Raw genomic sequence first — 19,122 nt, 5'->3', positions numbered from 1 at the left:
TCTTGTGTGGGGTGGGGGGGTCTTTTTTTTTCTCTTTCGGTGGTGTCGACGTCACCGCTCCTGTTAGTGGTGGGGGGGGGGGGGGGGGTTGTTTTCTCTCCCCCCCCCCCCCCCCCCCCCCCCCCCGACACGACATCCCCGGCCGGGCGAGTGTGAGATACGTCGCCGGACGGGCCCGCCGGATGAACCAGGAGAGTGGCCCGCACGTGACCTGGGGCAGACCGGTCCGGCCGCAGACCATGAAAGGTCTACACCATTTTCCGGTCGGCCCTTGTCACCGGGCCCTCCGGTCTGGTGAGCTGTGGCCTGGGACACAACGGACACCCTGGGAAAGGGAGATGTCGTGAGCAACGAAAGCCTGGCCAACCTGCTCAAGGAAGAGCGCAGGTTCGCGCCGCCCGCCGACCTGGCCGCCCACGCCAACGTCACGGCAGAGGCGTACGAACAGGCCAAGGCTGACAGGCTCGGCTTCTGGGCCGAGCAGGCCCGCCGGCTGACCTGGGCCAAGGAGCCTTCCGAGACGCTGGACTGGTCGAACCCGCCGTTCGCCAAGTGGTTCAAGGACGGCACGCTCAACGTCGCGTACAACTGCGTCGACCGTCACGTCGAGGCGGGTCTGGGCGACCGCGTCGCCATCCACTTCGAGGGCGAGCCCGGCGACAGCCGCGCCATCACCTACGCCGAGCTCAAGGACGAGGTCTCCAAGGCCGCGAACGCCCTGCTGGAGCTGGGTGTCCGCAAGGGCGACCGGGTCGCCGTCTACATGCCGATGATCCCCGAGACCGCGATCGCGATGCTGGCCTGCGCCCGCATCGGCGCCGCCCACTCCGTCGTCTTCGGCGGCTTCTCGGCGGACGCGCTCGCCACCCGCATCCAGGACGCCGACGCACGCGTCGTCATCACCTCCGACGGCGGCTACCGGCGCGGCAAGCCGTCCGCGCTCAAGCCCGCCGTCGACGAGGCCATCGGCAAGGTCGACAACGTGGAGCACGTGCTCGTGGTCCGCCGTACCGGCCAGGACGTCGCCTGGAGCGAGGGCCGGGACATCTGGTGGCACGAGCTCGTGGACCGGCAGTCCGCCGACCACACGCCCGAGGCGTTCGACGCGGAGCACCCGCTGTTCATCCTGTACACGTCCGGTACGACGGGTAAGCCGAAGGGCATCCTGCACACCTCCGGCGGCTACCTCACCCAGGTGGCGTACACCCACCACGCCGTCTTCGACCTCAAGCCCGCCACCGACGTCTACTGGTGCACCGCGGACGTCGGCTGGGTCACCGGCCACTCCTACATCGTCTACGGACCGCTGGCCAACGGCGCCACCCAGGTCATGTACGAGGGCACCCCGGACACCCCGCACCAGGGCCGCTTCTGGGAGATCGTGCAGAAGTACGGGGTCACCATCCTGTACACGGCGCCCACCGCCATCCGCACGTTCATGAAGTGGGGCGACGACATCCCCGCGAAGTTCGACCTGTCCTCGCTCAGGGTGCTGGGGTCCGTCGGTGAGCCGATCAACCCCGAGGCGTGGATCTGGTACCGCAAGCACATCGGCGGGGACCGCACGCCGGTCGTGGACACCTGGTGGCAGACCGAGACGGGCGGCATCATGATCTCCCCGCTGCCCGGCGTGACCGAGGCCAAGCCCGGCTCCGCGCAGCGGCCGCTGCCCGGCATCTCCGCCACCGTCGTCGACGACGAGGCGAACGAGGTGCCGAACGGAGGCGGCGGCTACCTGGTGCTCACCGAGCCGTGGCCGTCGATGCTGCGCACCATCTGGGGCGACGACCAGCGCTTCATCGACACGTACTGGTCCCGGTTCGAGGGCAGGTACTTCGCCGGTGACGGCGCCAAGAAGGACGACGACGGCGACATCTGGCTGCTCGGCCGCGTGGACGACGTGATGCTGGTGTCCGGGCACAACATCTCCACCACGGAGGTCGAGTCGGCTCTCGTCTCGCACCCGTCGGTCGCCGAGGCCGCCGTCGTGGGCGCCGCCGACGAGACGACGGGCCAGGCCATCGTCGCCTTCGTGATCCTGCGCGGCACTGCGGCGGAGACCGAGGACCTGGTGGCGGAGCTGCGCAACCACGTGGGCGCCACGCTCGGCCCGATCGCCAAGCCCAAGCGGATCCTCCCGGTGGCGGAGCTGCCGAAGACCCGCTCCGGCAAGATCATGCGGCGCCTGCTGCGCGATGTCGCGGAGAACCGCCAGCTCGGGGACGTCACGACGCTGACGGACTCGACGGTGATGGACCTGATCCAGGCCAAGCTCCCGGCGGCACCGAGCGAGGACTGAGGATCCCGGCGTGACGAGGGCGCGCCCGGCCGTACGCCGGGCGCCGCCTTCGTCACGCCGCCTCACACCCCCCTGAATCCGCAGGAGTAATGATCAGGTAAAATCGTTGTTCCAGGGTGTGCCGGGAAGTCTGGTCGGCAAGCGGTCCGCACGTTCCGTGACGGCCGTCCGTCCGCCGTACCGACCCGGAGGTCCCCACCGTGGCCGCGTCCCGCACCCGCACCTTCCCAGGACGTCTCTCCCTGCCCGAGCGCACCTTCGTCGCGAACGCGCTGCGCACCGAGACCGTCGGCGGCGTCCTGCTCCTGCTCGCCGCGGTGGCCGCACTGCTGTGGGCGAACACACCCGCCCTCCACGGCGGCTACGAGAGCTTCAGCCACCACCGCCTCGGCCCCGCCGCCCTCGGCCTGGACCTGTCCGTCCAGCACTGGGCCGCGGACGGCCTCCTCGCGATCTTCTTCTTCGTCGCCGGGATCGAGCTCAAACGGGAGCTGGTCGCGGGCGATCTGCGCGACCCCCGCGCCGCCGTCCTGCCCGTGGTCGCCGCCCTGTGCGGCATGGCCGCACCCGCGCTCGTCTACACCCTGACCAGCGCGGCCGGCGGCGGATCCCCGGCCGGCTGGGCCGTGCCCACCGCCACCGACATCGCCTTCGCGCTGGCGGTTCTCGCGGTCATCGGGACCTCCCTGCCCTCCGCCCTGCGCGCCTTCCTGCTCACCCTGGCCGTCGTCGACGACCTGTTCGCCATCCTGATCATCGCGGTCTTCTTCACGGACGGCCTGAACCTCGCGGCCCTCGGCGGCGCCGTCGCCGGCCTCGCCGTGTTCTGGGTGCTGCTGCGTACCGGGGTGCGGGGCTGGTACGTGTACGTGCCGCTGGCGCTGGTCATCTGGGGGCTGATGTACAACAGCGGCGTCCACGCCACCATCGCCGGCGTGGCCATGGGCCTCATGCTGCGCTGTCACCGCCGCGAGAACGAGGAGCGCTCCCCGGGCGAGCACATCGCACACCTCGTACGTCCTCTCTCGGCGGGCCTTGCCGTGCCGCTGTTCGCCCTGTTCAGTGCGGGCGTCACGGTCTCGGGCGGGGCGCTCGCGGACGTGTTCACCCGGCCGGAGACGCTCGGTGTCGTGCTCGGCCTCGTCATCGGCAAGGCGGTCGGCGTCTTCGGGGGCACCTGGCTGACGGTCCGCTTCACCCGGGCCTCGCTCAGCGAGGACATCGCCTGGGCCGACGTGTTCGCGGTGGCCTGCCTGGCCGGCATCGGCTTCACCGTCTCACTGCTCATCGGCGAACTGGCCTTCGACGGCGATCCGGCGCTCGGGGACGAGGTCAAGGCCGCCGTCCTCACCGGATCGCTGATCGCGGCCTGCTGCGCGACGGTGCTGCTGAAGATACGCAACGCCAAGTACCGCGCCCTGTGCGCGGAGGAGGACCGCGACGACGACCTGGACGGCATTCCGGACGTCTACGAGCAGGACGACCCGGCCTACCACCTGCGCATGGCCGGGATCCACGAACGCAAGGCCGCCGAGCACCGCAGGCTCGCCGCCCTGAAGTCGGCCGGGCACGGCACGGCCGCCGGTGACGGGCCGCCCGCCGAAGGCCCGCCCGCCGAAGGCGCCGACGGCGCGCTTGCGGAAGTGGCGGGCAGGGCAAGCGAGGAGAACGAGCGTCCGGCATGATCTGACACATCACCACACTCCGCAGCGTCCGCGGAGCACGTACGCAGAGAGCAGGGAGATCGCGATGAGCGCACCCGACGGCAGCCCGGTCGGCGCCGAACGCAGCATCGGCCAGCTGTTCGCCTCGGCGACGACCGAATTGTCCGCACTGGTGCACGACGAGATCGCGCTGGCGAAGGCTCAGCTCAAACGGGACGTCAAGCGCGGTGCGACGAGCGGCGGCGCGTTCTCGGCCGCGGGCGCCGTCCTGCTGTTCTCCCTGCCGATGCTGAATTTCGCGCTGGCGTACGGCATCCGCACGTGGAGCGGCTGGAACCTGGCCGTCTGCTTCCTGCTCTCCTTCGGCGCGAACGTGCTGGTCGCCGGCTTCCTCGGGCTCATCGGCCTGGCGTTCGCGAAGAAGGCGAAGAAGGGCAAGGGTCCCCAGAAGGTCGCCGCGTCCATGAAGGAGACCGCCGGCGTGCTGCAGAACGCCAAGCCGCACCCGCGGTCGTCCCAGCGGGCCGACAAGGCCGTCGAACCTGTGGCACGCTCGTCCTCATGACGGACCCCGCCACCCCATCGGCGCAATCCCCCACAGTCGTACGCCTTGACGTCCCCGGCGGGAAAAAGGTGACACACCGGGACGTAGCGGCCAACGGCGCACGTTTCCACATCGCCGAACTGGGCGACGGCCCGCTGGTGCTGCTGCTGCACGGCTTCCCGCAGTTCTGGTGGACCTGGCGGCACCAGCTCGTGGCGCTGGCCGACGCGGGCTTCCGGGCCGTGGCCATGGACCTGCGCGGGGTGGGCGGCAGCGACCGTACGCCGCGCGGTTACGACCCCGCGAACCTCGCGCTGGACATCACCGGGGTCGTACGGTCCCTGGGCGAACCCGACGCCGCGCTCGTCGGCCACGACCTGGGCGGCTACCTGGCCTGGACGGCGGCCGTCATGCGTCCCAAGCTCGTACGGCGGCTCGCGGTCGCCTCGATGCCGCATCCGCGGCGCTGGCGTTCGGCGATGCTCGCCGACGTCAAGCAGTCGTCCGCCAGTTCACACATCTGGGGGTTCCAGCGGCCCTGGATCCCGGAGCGCCGGCTCACCGCCGACGGGGCGGCTCTGGTGGGGCAGCTCATCCGGGACTGGTCGGGTCCGAAGGCGGCGGACGACGAGGCCGTGGAGGTGTACCGGCGCGCCATGCTCATCCCGTCGACCGCGCACTGCTCCATCGAGCCCTACCGCTGGATGGTGCGCTCCCTGGCCCGGCCCGACGGCATCCAGTTCAACCGGCGCATGAAACGGCCCGTACGGGTCCCGACCCTGCATCTGCACGGCTCGCTGGACCCGGTGATGCGGACGAGGAGCGCGGCCGGGTCCGGCGAGTACGTCGAGGCGCCGTACCGCTGGCGGCTGTTCGACGGCCTCGGACACTTCCCGCACGAGGAGGACCCCGTGGCGTTCTCCACCGAGCTGATCAACTGGCTGAAGGACCCGGAGCCCGACCGCTGACCTTCCGGCGGTCCCCCCGGAATCGGCCAGTCGGCCGGAACGCGGACGAACTCGGCCGGTCACCCCGCGCATACGCCCGGTATCCGGACGCGAACCCCTGTTCCACGAACGGCCACATGCCCGCCGCATAGGCCAATTGGGCGGCCCCGAGGCGGTTATCGACCTTGAGGCGGGGGCAGACGTCGGGGTATGGGCTGGACGCACGACTACAGTGACGTAGCACGCAACCGCCGCTCGGCCACCACGCCGGGCTCCCACCAAAGGGGCACCCCGCAACTGGCGGGCACGGAGACCCAGGTGGGGATCCCCCGCATTCTGCGCCGCCGGGCCCGCTGGGTCTCGGTCCGTCTGCGCCACCCGCGCGGCTGAGCCGCGCCCGGCCACGGCCGCTTGCGGCCCGCCGGGCCTCACAGCGCACAGCTGTCGCTGTCCACCTGCTGGTTCGCCGCACGCCCCTGGGCGATGTCCTGACGGACCTCGTCCGCCGTCAGCGCGTACCCCGTGTTGGCGTCGTCCAGGGACTTGGCGAACACCACCCCGTAGACCCTGCCGTCGGGAGTGAGCAGCGGGCCGCCGGAGTTGCCCTGGCGGACGGTCGCGTACAGCGAGTACACGTCGCGGCGGACCGTGCCGCGGTGGTAGATGTCGGGCCCGTTGGCCGTGATGCGGCCGCGGACGCGCGCCGGCTGGACGTTGTACGAGCCGTTCTCCGGGAAGCCCGCGACGATCGCGCCGCTGCCTCCGGTCGCGTCCGTGGACGCGAACTTGAGCGCGGGGGCCTCCAGGTCCGGGACGTCCAGTACGGCGATGTCGCGCCGCCAGTCGTACAGGACCACCTTCGCGTCGTACTTCCGTCCCACGCCGCCTATCTGGACGGTGGGCTCGTCAACGCCGCCGACCACGTGCGCGTTGGTCATGACACGGCGGTCGCCGAAGACGAAACCGGTGCCTTCGAGGACCTTGCCGCAGCTCTGCGCCGTGCCCATCACCTTGACGATGGAGCGTTGCGCGCGCACGGCGACGGCGCTCCTGGCCAGGGCGGGGTCGGGCGGCTGGACCTCGTTGATGGGTTCGTTCGCGAACGGGCTGAAGACCTGCGGGAAGCCGTTCTGCGCGAGGACCGAGGAGAAGTCCGCGAACCAGGTGTCCGACTGCGCGGGCAGGGCGCGGGAGACGCCGAGGAGCACCTTCGAGCCGCGGACCTCACGGCCGAGCGTCGGCAGCGTCGTACCGGCGAGGGCGGAGCCGATCAGCCAGGCGACCAGGAGCATCGCCACCACGTTGACGAGGGCACCGCCCGTGGCGTCCAGGGCGCGCGCCGGGGACCATGTGATGTATCTGCGCAGCTTGTTGCCGAGGTGGGTGGTCAGGGCCTGGCCGACGGAGGCGCAGACGATCACCACGACGACGGCGACGACGGCGACGGTCGTGCTCACCTTGTGGTCGCCCGTCGCCCTGTCCCACAGGAACGGCAGCAGATAGACCGCGACGAGGCCGCCGCCCAGGAAGCCGATCACCGACAGGATGCCGACGACGAAGCCCTGGCGGTAGCCGACGACCGCGAACCAGACGGCGGCGACCAGCAACAGGATGTCCAGCACGTTCACTGCTTCAAGCCTCGCCTCGCCTCGTCACGTCTGCGGTCGCCGTCGCCCGGCCGGGGATCCGGCTCAGCACGCGGCGGCATGGCGGCGCGCCGCTCGCCGGGAAAACACAGCACGCAGGTCACCTTGTCATGAGCGCCAGTCGAGCGGGACCTGCCTGTCCCGGTCCCAGGGACGCTCCCAGCCCGCGTAGTGCAGCAGGCGGTCGATGACGCCGGCTGTGAAGCCCCAGACGAGGGCCGATTCGACCAGGAATGCCGGACCTCGGTGGCCGCTGGGGTGGACGGTGGTGGCTCTGTTGGCCGGGTCCGTGAGATCCGCCACGGGCACGGTGAACACCCGCGCCGTCTCGTTCGGATCGACGACACCCACCGGGCTCGGCTCGCGCCACCAGCCGAGGACGGGTGTCACGACGAAGCCGCTGACCGGGATGTACAGCTTGGGCAGCACCCCGAAGAGCTGCACGCCGGACGGGTCGAGCCCGGTCTCCTCCTCGGCCTCCCGCAGGGCCGCCCGCAGCGGTCCGTCACCCTTCGGGTCGCCGTCCTCGGGGTCGAGGGCGCCACCGGGGAACGAGGGCTGCCCGGCGTGCGAGCGCAGCGAACCGGCGCGCTCCATCAGCAGCAGCTCGGGGCCGCGCTTGCCCTCGCCGAACAGGATCAGCACGGCCGACTGGCGCCCCGCGCCGTTCTCCGGCGGCAGGAAACGGCTGAGTTGGAGCGGCTCGACGGTCCGCGCGGCCCGTACCACCGGGTCGAGCCAGTCCGGCAGGCCCTCCGTGCTCAGCCGCAGCCGTACGCCGTCCGTGTCGTGCCTGTGGCCCGTGTTGCTCGCGTGCGTCATCGCCACCCCCGATCTGCCGGTTCCAACGCCCGCGCCACCACGGATCGTTCCGCGCATCCCTCGTGCGGGTGTCGCGCCCTGCGGCCCGTGCGGACACGTCCCTCCACCGGGTGGCGTGCCGCACCGCGCGCGGCCGTCACCCGGCGCCCAGCGGAGGGGCCGGCTTGCCGCCCGCGTCCAGGTACGCCTGCGGGGGCTTGAGCCGCTGGCCGGGGAAGCCGCCCTTCTCGTACTTCAGCAGCTTCTTGGCCTTCTCCGGGTCGGTCTCGCCCTCCCCGTAGGCCGGGCAGAGCGGGGCGATCGGGCAGGCGCCGCAGGCCGGCTTGCGGGCGTGGCAGATGCGGCGGCCGTGCCAGATGACGTGGTGGGACAGGTCGGTCCAGTCGCTCTTGGGGAAGAGCGCGCCGACCGCCGCCTCGATCTTGTCCGGGTCGGTCTCGTCGGTCCACCGCCAGCGGCGCACCAGCCGCTGGAAGTGCGTGTCGACGGTGATGCCGGGGCGGCCGAAGGCGTTGCCCAGCACCACGAACGCGGTCTTGCGGCCGACGCCGGGCAGTTTGACGAGGTCTTCGAGGCGGTCGGGGACCTCGCCGCCGAACTGCTCCACCAGGGCCTTGGAGAGCCCTATGACCGACTTGGTCTTGGCCCGGAAGAACCCGGTCGGGCGCAGGATCTCCTCGACCTGCTCCGGGTTGGCCGCCGCCAGGTCCTCCGGGGTCGGGTACTTGGCGAACAGTTCCGGGGTGGTCTGGTTCACCCGGAGGTCGGTGGTCTGCGCGGACAGGACCGTCGCGACGATGAGCTGGAAGGGGTTCTCGAAGTCGAGCTCCGGGTGGGCGTACGGGTACACCTCGGCGAGCTCGCGGTCGATGCGGCGGGCACGGCGGACGAGAGCGGTGCGGGACTCGCTCGTGGGGGGCTTGGCGGCCACCGTCTTCGCGGGGGCGCGCCCGACCGCGACGGTGCCGTCGGCGACGACGGCCTCGGCGTGGGCGGGCTTCCTGGGGGTCTTCTTGGCCGGGGCTTTCTTGGCCGGGGCTTTCTTGGCCGGGGCTTTCTTGGCCGGAGCTTTCTTCGCCGCGGTCCTCTTGGCCGGGGTCTTCTCGGGCGTGGCCTTCTCGGCCTGGGTCTCCTTGGCCGTGGCGGCCTTCCCGGACGCAGTCCTCCCGCTCGGGGCCTTCTTCGCCGCCGCCTTCGCGGGGGTCGTCGCGGTCGCCGTCGTGGTGGCGCCGGCCGCCTTCTTCGCCGGAGCGGCCTTCTTCGCGGGAGCGGCCTTCTTCGCGGGAGCGGCCTTCTTGGTGGCGGCCGTGGCCCTCCTGGTGGCCGGCTTCCCGACAGGGCGCTGCTCCGGCGCTTCCTCGGGCGCCGCCTTCGCCGTCTTTGCCGTTTTCCTTCCGCCACCAGGACCCTGTTCGCCCAGAGCGGAATCGCGACGTGCAACCACCCGTCCAGCCCCCTTGGCCTGTGTTCTCACCGGCGATTTGGACACCCGGCCAGCCTAAGGCCCGGCACCGACATCCGCCCCGCACCCGGAAGATCAGCATCCAATTGGACCCCTGCCGCGTATCCCGGGGCATCGGTGCGGCATCCTTGTGACAGATCACACTGTTTGGACCGTCCGGCAAAATGGGGAACACGGTCCCCTGGTATCCGGGGGAGCAAGATCCCCTGAGCAGGTCGACAAGGAGAGAACTCGTGGACGACGTTCTGCGGCGCGCCCCGCTCTTCGCGGCGCTCGATGACGAGCAGGCCGCGGAGCTCCGCGCCTCCATGAGTGAGGTGACCCTCGCCCGCGGCGACTCGCTGTTCCACGAGGGCGACCCCGGTGACCGCCTGTACGTGGTCATGGAAGGCAAGGTCAAGCTCCACCGCACGTCCCCCGACGGCCGCGAGAACATGCTGGCGGTGCTCGGCCCCGGTGAGCTGATCGGCGAGCTGTCGCTGTTCGACCCGGGCCCGCGTACGGCGACGGCCACCGCGCTGACCGAGGTCAAGCTGCTGGGCCTGGGCCACGGCGACCTCCAGCCGTGGTTGAACGCACGGCCCGAGGTGGCCGCCGCGCTGCTGCGCGCCGTCGCCCGGCGGCTTCGCAAGACCAACGACCAGATGTCCGACCTGGTCTTCTCGGACGTGCCGGGCCGTGTCGCGCGCGCCCTGCTGGACCTCTCCCGGCGCTTCGGCGTGCAGTCCGAGGAGGGCATCCACGTCGTGCACGACCTCACGCAGGAGGAGCTGGCCCAGCTCGTCGGCGCGTCCCGCGAGACCGTGAACAAGGCGCTGGCGGACTTCGCCCAGCGCGGATGGCTCCGCCTGGAGGCGCGGGCCGTGATCCTGCTGGACGTGGAGCGACTGGCCAAGCGCTCGCGCTGACGCCCCGTCCCGTCCGTACGGCTTCGGGCCCCGCTTCTCGGTGAGGCGGGGCCCTTCGCCGTCGCCGTCGGCCGAGTGCCGCCGCCGACAGAGTCCTCCGCGGCGGCCGTCGAGGACCGCCACCGGCCGAAGCCGCGGCACCGGGCCGCCGCTTGCACCCGAGGCCGGAGCACGCGCGCGTGCGGGCCGCAGGACCCCGGCCGGCGCGCGTGCGGGCCGCAGGACCCCGGCCCGCGCGCGTGCAGGCCGCGGGGCCCCGCGCACCCGGGGGTTCAGATCAGGCCGTGCTCGCTCAGGTAGTCGAGCTGCGCCCGCACCGACAGCTCCGCCGCCGGCCACAGGGAGCGGTCCACGTCGGCGTACACATGGGCGACGACCTCGCTCGGGGTGCGGTGCCCGTTCTCGACCGCCGTCTCGACCTGGGCGAGACGGTGGGCGCGGTGGGCGAGGTAGTACTCGACGGCGCCCTGGGCGTCCTCCAGGACCGGCCCGTGGCCCGGCAGCACCGTGTGGACCCCGTCGTCGACCGTGAGCGACCTGAGGCGGCGCAGGGAGTCCAGATAGTCCCCCAGGCGGCCGTCGGGGTGCGCCACCACCGTCGTACCGCGGCCCAGGACGGTGTCGCCCGTCAGCACGGCCCGGTCGGCCGGGAGGTGGAAGCACAGGGAGTCGGAGGTGTGACCCGGCGTCGGCACGACCCTCAGCTCCAGGCCGCCGACCGTGATCACGTCACCCTGGCCGAGGCCCTCGTCGCCGAGGCGGAGCGCGGGGTCCAGGGCGCGCACCTTCGTGCCCGTCAGCTCGGCGAACCGGGCGGCGCCCTCCGCGTGGTCCGGGTGCCCGTGCGTGAGCAGGGTGAGCGCTATCCGCTTGCCGGACTTCTCCGCCGTTTCGATCACATTGCGCAGGTGGCCCTCGTCGAGCGGTCCGGGGTCGATCACCACCGCCTGCTCGGAGCCGGGCTCGGAGACCACCCAGGTGTTGGTGCCGTCCAGGGTCATCGGCGACGCGTTGGGCGCGAGGACGTTCACCGCGCGCGTGGTGGCCGGGCCGGAGAGGACCGCGCCGCGCGGCCGGCCGGGGAGGGCTGCGGCGTCCGTCATGCCAGGGAACCTTCCGTCGCGTGGATCGCGTGGGTCATGCGGGCGTCCGGCCCGTCGGGATGTGCTTGGTGAACTCGTCGTGGCCCGGCCAGGACAGCACGATCCGGCCGTCCTCGAGGCGGGCCGTGGCCAGAACGGGACTCAGGTCACGGCCGGGCGCGGCCTTCAGCGCCTCGGCGGCGGTCGCGCAGGGGATGAGCTGGCGCAGGGTCGCGATGGTGGGCGGCATCATCAGCAGCTCGCCCCTGTCGTACGCGGCAGCCGCCTCGGCCGGGCGGATCCACACCGTGCTGTCGGCCTCCGTGGAGGCGTTGCGGGTGCGCTGCCCCTCGGGGAGCGCGGCCACGAAGAACCACGTGTCGTAGCGGCGGGACTCGAACTCCGGAGTGATCCAGCGGGTCCACGCGCCGAGCAGGTCGGAGCGCAGGACCAGCCCCCGGCGCTCGAGGAACTCCGCGAACGACAGGTCGCGGGCGACCAGGGCCGCGCGGTCCGCCTCCCAGTCCGCGCCCGTGGTGTCGCCGACGACCGTGTCCGGGGCCGGTCCGGCGAGCAGCACGCCCGCCTCCTCGTACGTCTCCCGTACGGCGGCGCAGACGATCGCCTGGGCGGACGTCTCGTCGACGCCGAGGCGCTCGGCCCACCACGCGCGCGTGGGGCCCGCCCAGCCGATCCGCAGATCGTGGTCGCGCGGGTCGACACCGCCGCCCGGATAGGCGTACGCGCCTCCCGCGAACGCCATGGAGGCGCGTCTGCGCAACATGTGGACGGCCGGGGCGCCGCCGTCGTCCCTGAGGAGTATGACGGTGGCCGCACGCTTCGGGGTGACCGGGGTGAGCGTGCCCTGCGCGAGCGCGCGGATCCGCTCTGGCCACTCCGGGGGAAACCACTGACCATTCGCCATGGGCGGAGGCTATCCCGTAGTGAGCGGATGTTCGAGAGGCGACGATCGCCTGCCGGGGGACGTCGCCCCTGCGCCCTCGCCCGGACGTCATCGCCCTCGCGTGTTCAGCGAGCGGCGATCACGCCTGCTCCAGCTCCACCTGGATCTCGACCTCGACCGGCGCGTCCAGCGGGAGCACGGCCACGCCGACCGCGCTGCGGGCGTGCACGCCCTTGTCGCCGAGGACCTCGCCGAGCAGTTCGCTGGCGCCGTTGACGACACCGGGCTGGCCCGTGAAGTCGGAGGCCGACGCCACGAAGCCCACGACCTTCACCACGCGCGCGATGCGGTCCAGGTCGCCCGTCACGGACTTGACCGCGGCGAGCGCGTTCAGCGCGCACGTACGAGCCAGCTCCTTGGCCTCCTCCGCGGTGACCTCGGCGCCCACCTTGCCGGTCACCGGCAGCTTGCCGTCCACCATCGGGAGCTGCCCGGAGGTGTACACATACGGCCCCGACTGCACGGCGGGCTGGTAGGCGGCGAGCGGCGGCACGACCTGCGGCAGGCTCAGACCCAGTTCGGCCAGCCGGGACTCGACCGCGCTCACGCCTGCTTCTCCCGCTTCAGATAGGCCACGAGCTGCTCGGGGTTGTTCGGCCCGGGCACGACCTGGACGAGCTCCCAGCCGTCCTCGCCCCAGGTGTCCAGAATCTGCTTCGTGGCGTGGACGAGCAGCGGCACGGTGACGTATTCCCACTTGGTCATGGGGCCGACTGTAGCCGCTGCGGCGCGAGGGTCACCCGGTCGGCCACGACCGGGACAACGAACTTGCGCAAAGCGGGTCGGAACGGTCGCCGCGGCCCGCACGCGGGCCCACCGGCGCGGCGCAGGCGACCGGCGGGAGGCCGACCGGGACCGCGGTTGTCCACAGCCTCCCGCGTAGCCCGCGCGCGAACTGGTTAGGCTCGAGGACGTGAGCAGGCTCCAGGTCGTCAGCGGTAAGGGCGGGACCGGAAAGACCACGGTCGCCGCGGCACTCGCGCTCGCCCTCGCGACCGAGGGCAAACGCACCCTTCTGGTCGAGGTCGAGGGCAGACAAGGCATCGCACAACTCTTCGAGACGGAGGCGCTTCCGTACGAGGAGCGGAAGATCGCCGTCGCCCCGGGCGGCGGGGAGGTGTACGCGCTCGCCATCGACCCCGAGCTGGCCCTGCTGGACTACCTCCAGATGTTCTACAAACTGGGCGGCGCGGGGCGGGCCCTGAAGAAGCTCGGCGCCATCGACTTCGCCACCACCATCGCCCCCGGCCTCAGGGACGTGCTGCTGACCGGCAAGGCGTGCGAGGCCGTCCGCAGGAAGGACAAGAGCGGCCGGTTCGCGTACGACTACGTGGTGATGGACGCGCCTCCCACCGGCCGCATCACCCGCTTCCTGAACGTCAACGACGAGGTGGCGGGCCTCGCCAAGATCGGCCCGATACACAACCAGGCCCAGGCCGTGATGCGGGTGCTGAAGTCCCCCGAGACGGCCGTGCACCTGGTGACGCTCCTGGAGGAGATGCCCGTCCAGGAGACCGCGGACGGGATCGCCGAACTGCGTGCCGCGAAGCTTCCGGTGGGCCGGATCATCGTGAACATGGTGCGGCCCGAGGTCCTGGACCAGGCGGACCTCGACCTCGCGCACACGGTGCCGCGGACGGCCATCGCCCAGTCCCTCTCGGGCGCCGGACTCGGCGGTGCGCGGCGCGGCGGGCTCGCCGAGCGGCTGGTGGACCCGTTGCTGAAGCAGGCCGACGAGTACGCGGAGCGGTTCGGCCTGGAGGGCGAGCAGCGTGCCGTCCTCGCCGAACTGGGCCTGCCCCTGCACGAACTGCCGCTGCTCGCCGAGGGAATGGACCTGGCGGGCCTGTACGAACTGGCCACGGAACTGCGTCAGCAAGGGATCTCATGAGCTCGGACCCGGCCCCCACGCACGACGACCAGGCCCCCACACAGGCCGACACGGCCCCCACGCACGACGACGCACGGACCGGCCCGGCCCACCCGCACGCCGAGTCCGCCCCCGATGCGCCCTGGGCCCACGACACGGGTTCCACACGCGCGTTGAACCCGGGGCCCGTGCTGGAGATCGACCCTCTCCTGGACGATCCGCAGACCCGCATCGTCGTGTGCTGCGGCTCCGGCGGCGTCGGCAAGACGACCACGGCGGCCGCCCTGGGCCTGCGCGCCGCCGAGCGCGGCCGCAAGGTGGTGGTGCTCACCATCGACCCGGCCCGCCGGCTCGCCCAGTCGATGGGCATCGACGCCCTCGACAACACGCCGCGGCGGGTGAAGGGCATCGACGACAGCGCGGGCGGCGAACTGCACGCCATGATGCTCGACATGAAGCGCACCTTCGACGAGATCGTCGAGGCGCACGCGGACCGCGAACGGGCCGCCGCCATCCTGGGCAACCCCTTCTACCAGTCGCTCTCCGCGGGTTTCGCGGGCACGCAGGAGTACATGGCGATGGAGAAGCTGGGGCAGTTGCGGGCGCGGGACGAGTGGGACCTCATCGTCGTCGACACGCCGCCCTCGCGCTCGGCACTGGACTTCCTGGACGCCCCCAAGAGGCTCGGGTCCTTCCTGGACGGCAGGCTGATCCGAGTCCTGATGGCCCCGGCGAAGATGGGCGGCCGCGCGGGGATGAAGTTCCTGAACGTCGGCATGTCGATGATGACGGGCGCCCTGGGGAAGCTGCTCGGGGGTCAGCTCCTGAAGGACGTCCAGACGTTCGTGGCCGCCATGGACACCATGTTCGGCGGGTTCCGCACGCGCGCGGACGCCACGTACAAGCTGCTGCAGGCGCCCGGCACGGCGTTCCTGGTGGTGGCGGCCCCGGAGCGGGACGCGCTGCGGGAGGCCGCGTACTTCGTGCAGCGCCTGGCCGCCGAGGACATGCCGCTGGCCGGCCTGGTGCTCAACCGGGTGCACGGCAGTGACGCCGCCCAACTGTCGGCCGAGCGGGCACTCGCCGCCGCAGAAAATCTTGACGAGCCCCGCATTGTGGATCAGCGGGGCGGGAAGGCTGGACTTCGTAACGCTCCCGACACGTACGGCAGTTCAGGATCCCCCTCTTCCGAAGCATCTGGCCCCGGCCCGGACTCCCCCACCGCCACGGACCAGGACCGGAGCATCGAGCACCTCACCGCGGGTCTGTTGCGACTGCACGCCGAGCGTATGCAGTTGCTCTCCCGCGAGCGGCGCACGCGTGACCGTTTCACCGCGCTCCACCCCGAGGTGGCCGTGGCGGAAGTGGCCGCGCTGCCCGGCGACGTCCACGACCTCGCGGGGCTGCGGGACATCGGTGACCGCCTCGCGGCCAACCAGCCCGACCGGCCCGAGGAGCGCGAAGAATACGCGTGAGGGTCCCGGTGGGGTCGCCGGGAGGCAGCCGAGGCCGGCACAGGGCGGCCGGTCGCCCGGTGCGCTCGTAGGGCCGAGGCAGGCGCACGACAGTGCGCGACCTCTCGGGCGCGGCAGTCCAGCCCTGCCGGGCCCGGCAGGCACGGCTGCCCACGCCTGCGCGCGGTCCGTGTCGGCACACCTGCGCCGTCCGCGGCGTGGGACCGGGACACATACGCCGCCCGCCGCGACCGGCTCGGGCGGCGACTGCCTCGCATCGCGGCCGCCTGTGACGGCGACCGCCTCGGACGGTGGCCGCCCTCAGCTCACCGCCGCGTAGTTCTCGTACGTCTCTTCCTCGCCGAGCGGCAGCAGGCCCGCCCCGCGCTCGTACTCCGTACGCGCGGTCTCCAGCAGGCGACGCCACGACGTGACGGTCGGCCGCCTGCGCAGCAGTGCGCGGCGCTCCCGCTCCGTCATGCCACCCCAGACGCCGAACTCGACGCGGTTGTCCAGCGCATCAGCCAGGCATTCCGTGCGTACCGGACATCCGGTGCACACCGCCTTGGCCCTGTTCTGCGCTGCTCCCTGAACGAACAGTTCATCCGGATCGGTAGTGCGGCAGGCCGCCTGCGCACTCCAGTCGGTTACCCAGCCCATACCGGCGCCGTCCTCTCCCGAATCGAGGCTCCCCCACGGCGGCAGCGGCATATTCACCGCCGCCAGTTGAGGACGTTACGGAAGGAGGGGACAGCGCAACACCCCCTTCGGGCCCAATCTTGAATGGCCCGAACGGACTATGGGTAAACGGCAGATCACCCGTGGGAGTGAGCTGGTAACAAACGTGACTTTCCGGACAAACCACGGCAGTTCAGTTGTGTCACAACGGACGCCTGCTGACACACAAGGCGAATCCGGGCGCGCGTCCACCAAAAAAGTTCGAGGAACACCGGAACGATTCGGGGTCGCCGGACGTACTTGATACATGGCCCTGCTGCTGTGACAGTTGGGAGCAGCTTAGGCCAAGGCCTATACGCGTGTCCGGCGAATGAGAACGTAGGCTGCCCTCATGCCAAAAAAGCGCTCGGGCGGGGGGCAGTCCCCCGTGCAGCAGGCCGCCAAGTTCCTCGGAGTGAGTGTGCTCGCGGGAGCTGTGATGGCCGGCATCGCCCTGCCCGCCGCGGGTGCGCTCGGACTCGTGGCCAAGGGTTCGGTCCAGGGATTCGACGAGATCCCGGCCAATCTGAAGAGCCCCCAGCTCAGCCAGCGCACCACCATCCTCGACAGCCAGGGCGGCCAGATCGCCACGGTCTACTCGCGCGACCGCACGGTGGTGGACCTCAAGAACGTCTCGCCGTACATGCAGAAGGCGATCGTCGCCATCGAGGACTCGCGGTTCTACCAGCACGGCGCGATCGACCTGAAGGGCGTCCTGCGCGCGCTGAACAAGAACGCGCAGAGCGGCGGAGTGGCCCAGGGCGCCTCCACGCTCACCCAGCAACTGGTGAAGAACTACTTCATCGAGGAGGCCGGCGACGACCCGACCAAGGTCGCCCAGGCCACCCAGCAGACCCTCGGCCGCAAGATCCGCGAGCTCAAGTACGCGATCCAGATCGAGGAGAAGCTCGGCAAGAAGAAGATCCTCGAGAACTACCTGAACATCACGTTCTTCGGCCAGCAGGCCTACGGCGTCGAGGCCGCCTCCGAGCGCTACTTCTCCAAGCACGCCAAGGACCTGAACCTCCAGGAGTCCGCGCTCCTCGCGGGCCTCGTCCAGTCGCCGACGCGCTACGACCCCGTGAACGACGAGGCGGAGGCCAAGCAGCGGCGCAACGTCGTGCTGCAGCGCATGGCGGACCTGCACGACATCTCGCAGGCGGAGGCCGACAAGGCCAAGGCGACCGGCCTCGGCCTGCACGTGAGCCAGCCGAAGAACGGCTGCATCACGGCCGTCAAGGGTGCGGGCTTCTTCTGCGACTACGTCCGCGAGGTCTTCCTGAACGACCCGATCTTCGGCAAGACCCAGGCGGAACGGGCGCGGATCTGGAACCGCGGCGGTCTGACGATCCGCACCACCCTGGACCCGCAGGCGCAGGATTCGGTGCAGACGTCCATCAAGGACCACGTCAACAAGAGCGACGACGTGGCCGCGGCCGCGACCATCGTCGAGCCCGGCACCGGCAAGATCCTCGCCATGGGCCAGTCCCGTCCGTACGGCTTCGGCAAGGACGAGACGCAGATCAACCTGTCCGTGGACAAGGACATGGGCGGCGGCGCCGGCTACCAGGGCGGTTCGACCTTCAAGCCGATCGTGGCCGCGGCCGCCATCGAGGGCGGCAAGCCGGCGACCCAGGAGTACTCGTCGCCGTACCAGATGGAGTACCCGAGCCCGGTCGCCGCCTGCGACGGCAAGCAGTGGCAGAACACGGACGGCACCAAGCTCACCAACGAGAACGAGTCGGAGCACGGCCCGTACCGCATGAAGGAGGCGACCGCCAAGTCGGTCAACACCTACTACGTGCAGCTGATCAGCGACATCGGCATCTGCCCGGTCATAGACATGGCCAAGAAGGTGGGCTTCCACCGCGCTGACGGCTCGCCGATCGCCCAGGCCCCCTCGATCGCGCTCGGCACCCAGGAGGTGTCGCCGCTGACGATGGCGAGCGCGTACGCCACCTTCGCCGACCGCGGCACGTACTGCACGCCGGTCGCGATCGAGTCGATCACGCAGACCGTCGGCAACGAGAAGAAGACCCTGCCGGTCCCGAAGTCGACGTGCTCGCGCGCGATGTCGGAGACCACCGCGGACACGGTCAACACGCTCCTGAAGGGCGTCGTCGAGGACGGTACGGGTACGGAGGCCGGCCTCGGCAGCCGACCCAGCGCGGGCAAGACCGGTACGACGGACTCCCGGTACGCGGCCTGGTTCGTCGGCTACACGCCGAACATGTCGGGCGCGGTCTGGGTGGGCGACCCCGCGCACAAGCGCCAGATGTACGACATCACCATCGGCGGCACCACCTACGCCAAGGTCTTCGGCGGCCAGGTCCCGGGCCCGGTCTGGCGCGACATGATGACGGGGGCACTGGCGGGCAAGCCGGCCCCGGACTTCAACCTCGTCAACATCCCGGACGACAACGGCGGCGACAAGAGCCACGGGCACGGGCACGGGCACGGTGACGGCAACGGCAACGACAACGGCGGGCAGACGACCGGCGGCCTGATCGGCGGCCTGATCGGAGGGCCGACCGACACCGGCGGAACCAACGGCGGGCAGCCCACGCCGACCTTCTCCTTCCCCGACGGCTTCTTCCAGGGCAACGGAAACGGTGGCAACGGGAACGGCAACGGCGGGCGAAGGGGGTAGCCCTTCTCACGGCGGCGGGGGGGGGGGGGGGGGTGGTGGGGGGGGGGTGGGGGGGGTGGGGGGGGGGGTTGTTCTTTTCTTGTTTTGGAGCAT

17 protein-coding genes are annotated in these 19,122 nt (G+C 71.2%); 9 read left to right on the top strand and 8 right to left on the bottom strand.

Annotated features, from left to right (window positions below; genetic code table 11):
• The first annotated feature begins 343 nt into the window (after positions 1-343).
• From acs to ACZ4SW_RS30010, 5 genes are all read left to right on the top strand, one after another.
• On the top strand, positions 344-2,299 hold the full coding sequence (gene acs, locus ACZ4SW_RS30030) for an acetate--CoA ligase (protein WP_468251827.1): 1,956 nt from the start codon (positions 344-346) through the stop codon (positions 2,297-2,299).
• A 200-nt stretch (positions 2,300-2,499) separates the two neighbouring features.
• The gene (gene nhaA / locus ACZ4SW_RS30025) at positions 2,500-3,984 is read left to right on the top strand and encodes a Na+/H+ antiporter NhaA (RefSeq protein ID WP_468251826.1); all 1,485 of its coding nucleotides are present in this window, start codon (positions 2,500-2,502) and stop codon (positions 3,982-3,984) included.
• 64 nt (positions 3,985-4,048) lie between these two features.
• A complete protein-coding gene (locus ACZ4SW_RS30020) occupies positions 4,049-4,528 on the top strand; it encodes a phage holin family protein (protein WP_468251824.1) in 480 nt (159 codons plus the stop codon).
• Positions 4,525-5,475 (top strand): alpha/beta fold hydrolase, encoded by a 951-nt coding sequence (locus tag ACZ4SW_RS30015; protein WP_468251823.1) that lies wholly within the window; start codon positions 4,525-4,527, stop codon positions 5,473-5,475. The genes ACZ4SW_RS30020 and ACZ4SW_RS30015 overlap by 4 nt, the downstream gene beginning before the upstream one ends.
• A gap of 189 nt (positions 5,476-5,664) precedes the next feature.
• Positions 5,665-5,844, top strand: coding sequence for a hypothetical protein (locus ACZ4SW_RS30010; protein ID WP_468251821.1), 180 nt, complete (start codon positions 5,665-5,667; stop codon positions 5,842-5,844).
• A 38-nt stretch (positions 5,845-5,882) separates the two neighbouring features.
• Here the strand turns inward: ACZ4SW_RS30010 and ACZ4SW_RS30005 are convergent, their stop codons facing one another.
• From ACZ4SW_RS30005 to nth, 3 genes are all read right to left on the bottom strand, one after another.
• Complete coding sequence (locus ACZ4SW_RS30005; RefSeq protein WP_468251820.1) at positions 5,883-7,082, bottom strand: MarP family serine protease; 1,200 nt, start codon at positions 7,080-7,082, stop codon at positions 5,883-5,885.
• Between the two features lie 126 nt (positions 7,083-7,208).
• On the bottom strand, positions 7,209-7,922 hold the full coding sequence (locus tag ACZ4SW_RS30000; RefSeq protein ID WP_468251819.1) for an NUDIX hydrolase: 714 nt from the start codon (positions 7,920-7,922) through the stop codon (positions 7,209-7,211).
• 136 nt (positions 7,923-8,058) lie between these two features.
• Entirely contained in the window at positions 8,059-9,366 is a 1,308-nt protein-coding gene (nth, locus tag ACZ4SW_RS29995) for an endonuclease III (RefSeq protein ID WP_468251817.1), read from the bottom strand.
• A 251-nt stretch (positions 9,367-9,617) separates the two neighbouring features.
• Between nth and ACZ4SW_RS29990 the strand changes: the two genes are divergently transcribed.
• Positions 9,618-10,292: a Crp/Fnr family transcriptional regulator gene (locus ACZ4SW_RS29990; protein WP_103837943.1), complete on the top strand. Its 675-nt coding sequence runs from the start codon at positions 9,618-9,620 to the stop codon at positions 10,290-10,292.
• Between the two features lie 272 nt (positions 10,293-10,564).
• On the opposite strand, the gene ACZ4SW_RS29985 is transcribed toward ACZ4SW_RS29990, so the two are convergent.
• The 4 genes from ACZ4SW_RS29985 to ACZ4SW_RS29970 form a co-directional block, all read right to left on the bottom strand.
• Positions 10,565-11,395: an MBL fold metallo-hydrolase gene (locus ACZ4SW_RS29985; protein ID WP_468251816.1), complete on the bottom strand. Its 831-nt coding sequence runs from the start codon at positions 11,393-11,395 to the stop codon at positions 10,565-10,567.
• Positions 11,396-11,429: 34 nt separating this feature from the next.
• The gene (locus ACZ4SW_RS29980) at positions 11,430-12,299 is read right to left on the bottom strand and encodes an NUDIX hydrolase (protein ID WP_468251815.1); all 870 of its coding nucleotides are present in this window, start codon (positions 12,297-12,299) and stop codon (positions 11,430-11,432) included.
• 118 nt (positions 12,300-12,417) lie between these two features.
• Complete coding sequence (locus ACZ4SW_RS29975) at positions 12,418-12,885, bottom strand: RidA family protein (RefSeq protein WP_468251813.1); 468 nt, start codon at positions 12,883-12,885, stop codon at positions 12,418-12,420.
• Entirely contained in the window at positions 12,882-13,043 is a 162-nt protein-coding gene (locus ACZ4SW_RS29970; protein WP_003981536.1) for a DUF4177 domain-containing protein, read from the bottom strand. The genes ACZ4SW_RS29975 and ACZ4SW_RS29970 overlap by 4 nt, the downstream gene beginning before the upstream one ends.
• Before the next feature lie 208 nt (positions 13,044-13,251).
• Here ACZ4SW_RS29970 and bagA point away from each other — a divergent pair, with 208 nt between their 5' ends.
• Both bagA and bagB read left to right on the top strand, forming a co-directional pair.
• On the top strand, positions 13,252-14,229 hold the full coding sequence (gene bagA / locus ACZ4SW_RS29965; protein ID WP_468251812.1) for an ATPase BagA: 978 nt from the start codon (positions 13,252-13,254) through the stop codon (positions 14,227-14,229).
• On the top strand, positions 14,226-15,683 hold the full coding sequence (gene bagB / locus ACZ4SW_RS29960) for an ATPase BagB (RefSeq protein ID WP_468251811.1): 1,458 nt from the start codon (positions 14,226-14,228) through the stop codon (positions 15,681-15,683). Before bagA ends, bagB begins: the two co-directional genes overlap by 4 nt.
• Positions 15,684-15,983: 300 nt before the next feature.
• On the opposite strand, the gene ACZ4SW_RS29955 is transcribed toward bagB, so the two are convergent.
• Positions 15,984-16,322: a WhiB family transcriptional regulator gene (locus ACZ4SW_RS29955; RefSeq protein ID WP_181138869.1), complete on the bottom strand. Its 339-nt coding sequence runs from the start codon at positions 16,320-16,322 to the stop codon at positions 15,984-15,986.
• Positions 16,323-16,731: 409 nt separating this feature from the next.
• Between ACZ4SW_RS29955 and ACZ4SW_RS29950 the strand changes: the two genes are divergently transcribed.
• On the top strand, positions 16,732-19,029 hold the full coding sequence (locus tag ACZ4SW_RS29950; protein ID WP_468251810.1) for a transglycosylase domain-containing protein: 2,298 nt from the start codon (positions 16,732-16,734) through the stop codon (positions 19,027-19,029).
• The last annotated feature ends 93 nt before the right edge of the window (positions 19,030-19,122 follow it).

It is taken from the genome of Streptomyces sp. NPDC028331, from assembly GCF_055565775.1.
This window is presented reverse-complemented; position numbering and strand designations above follow the sequence as displayed.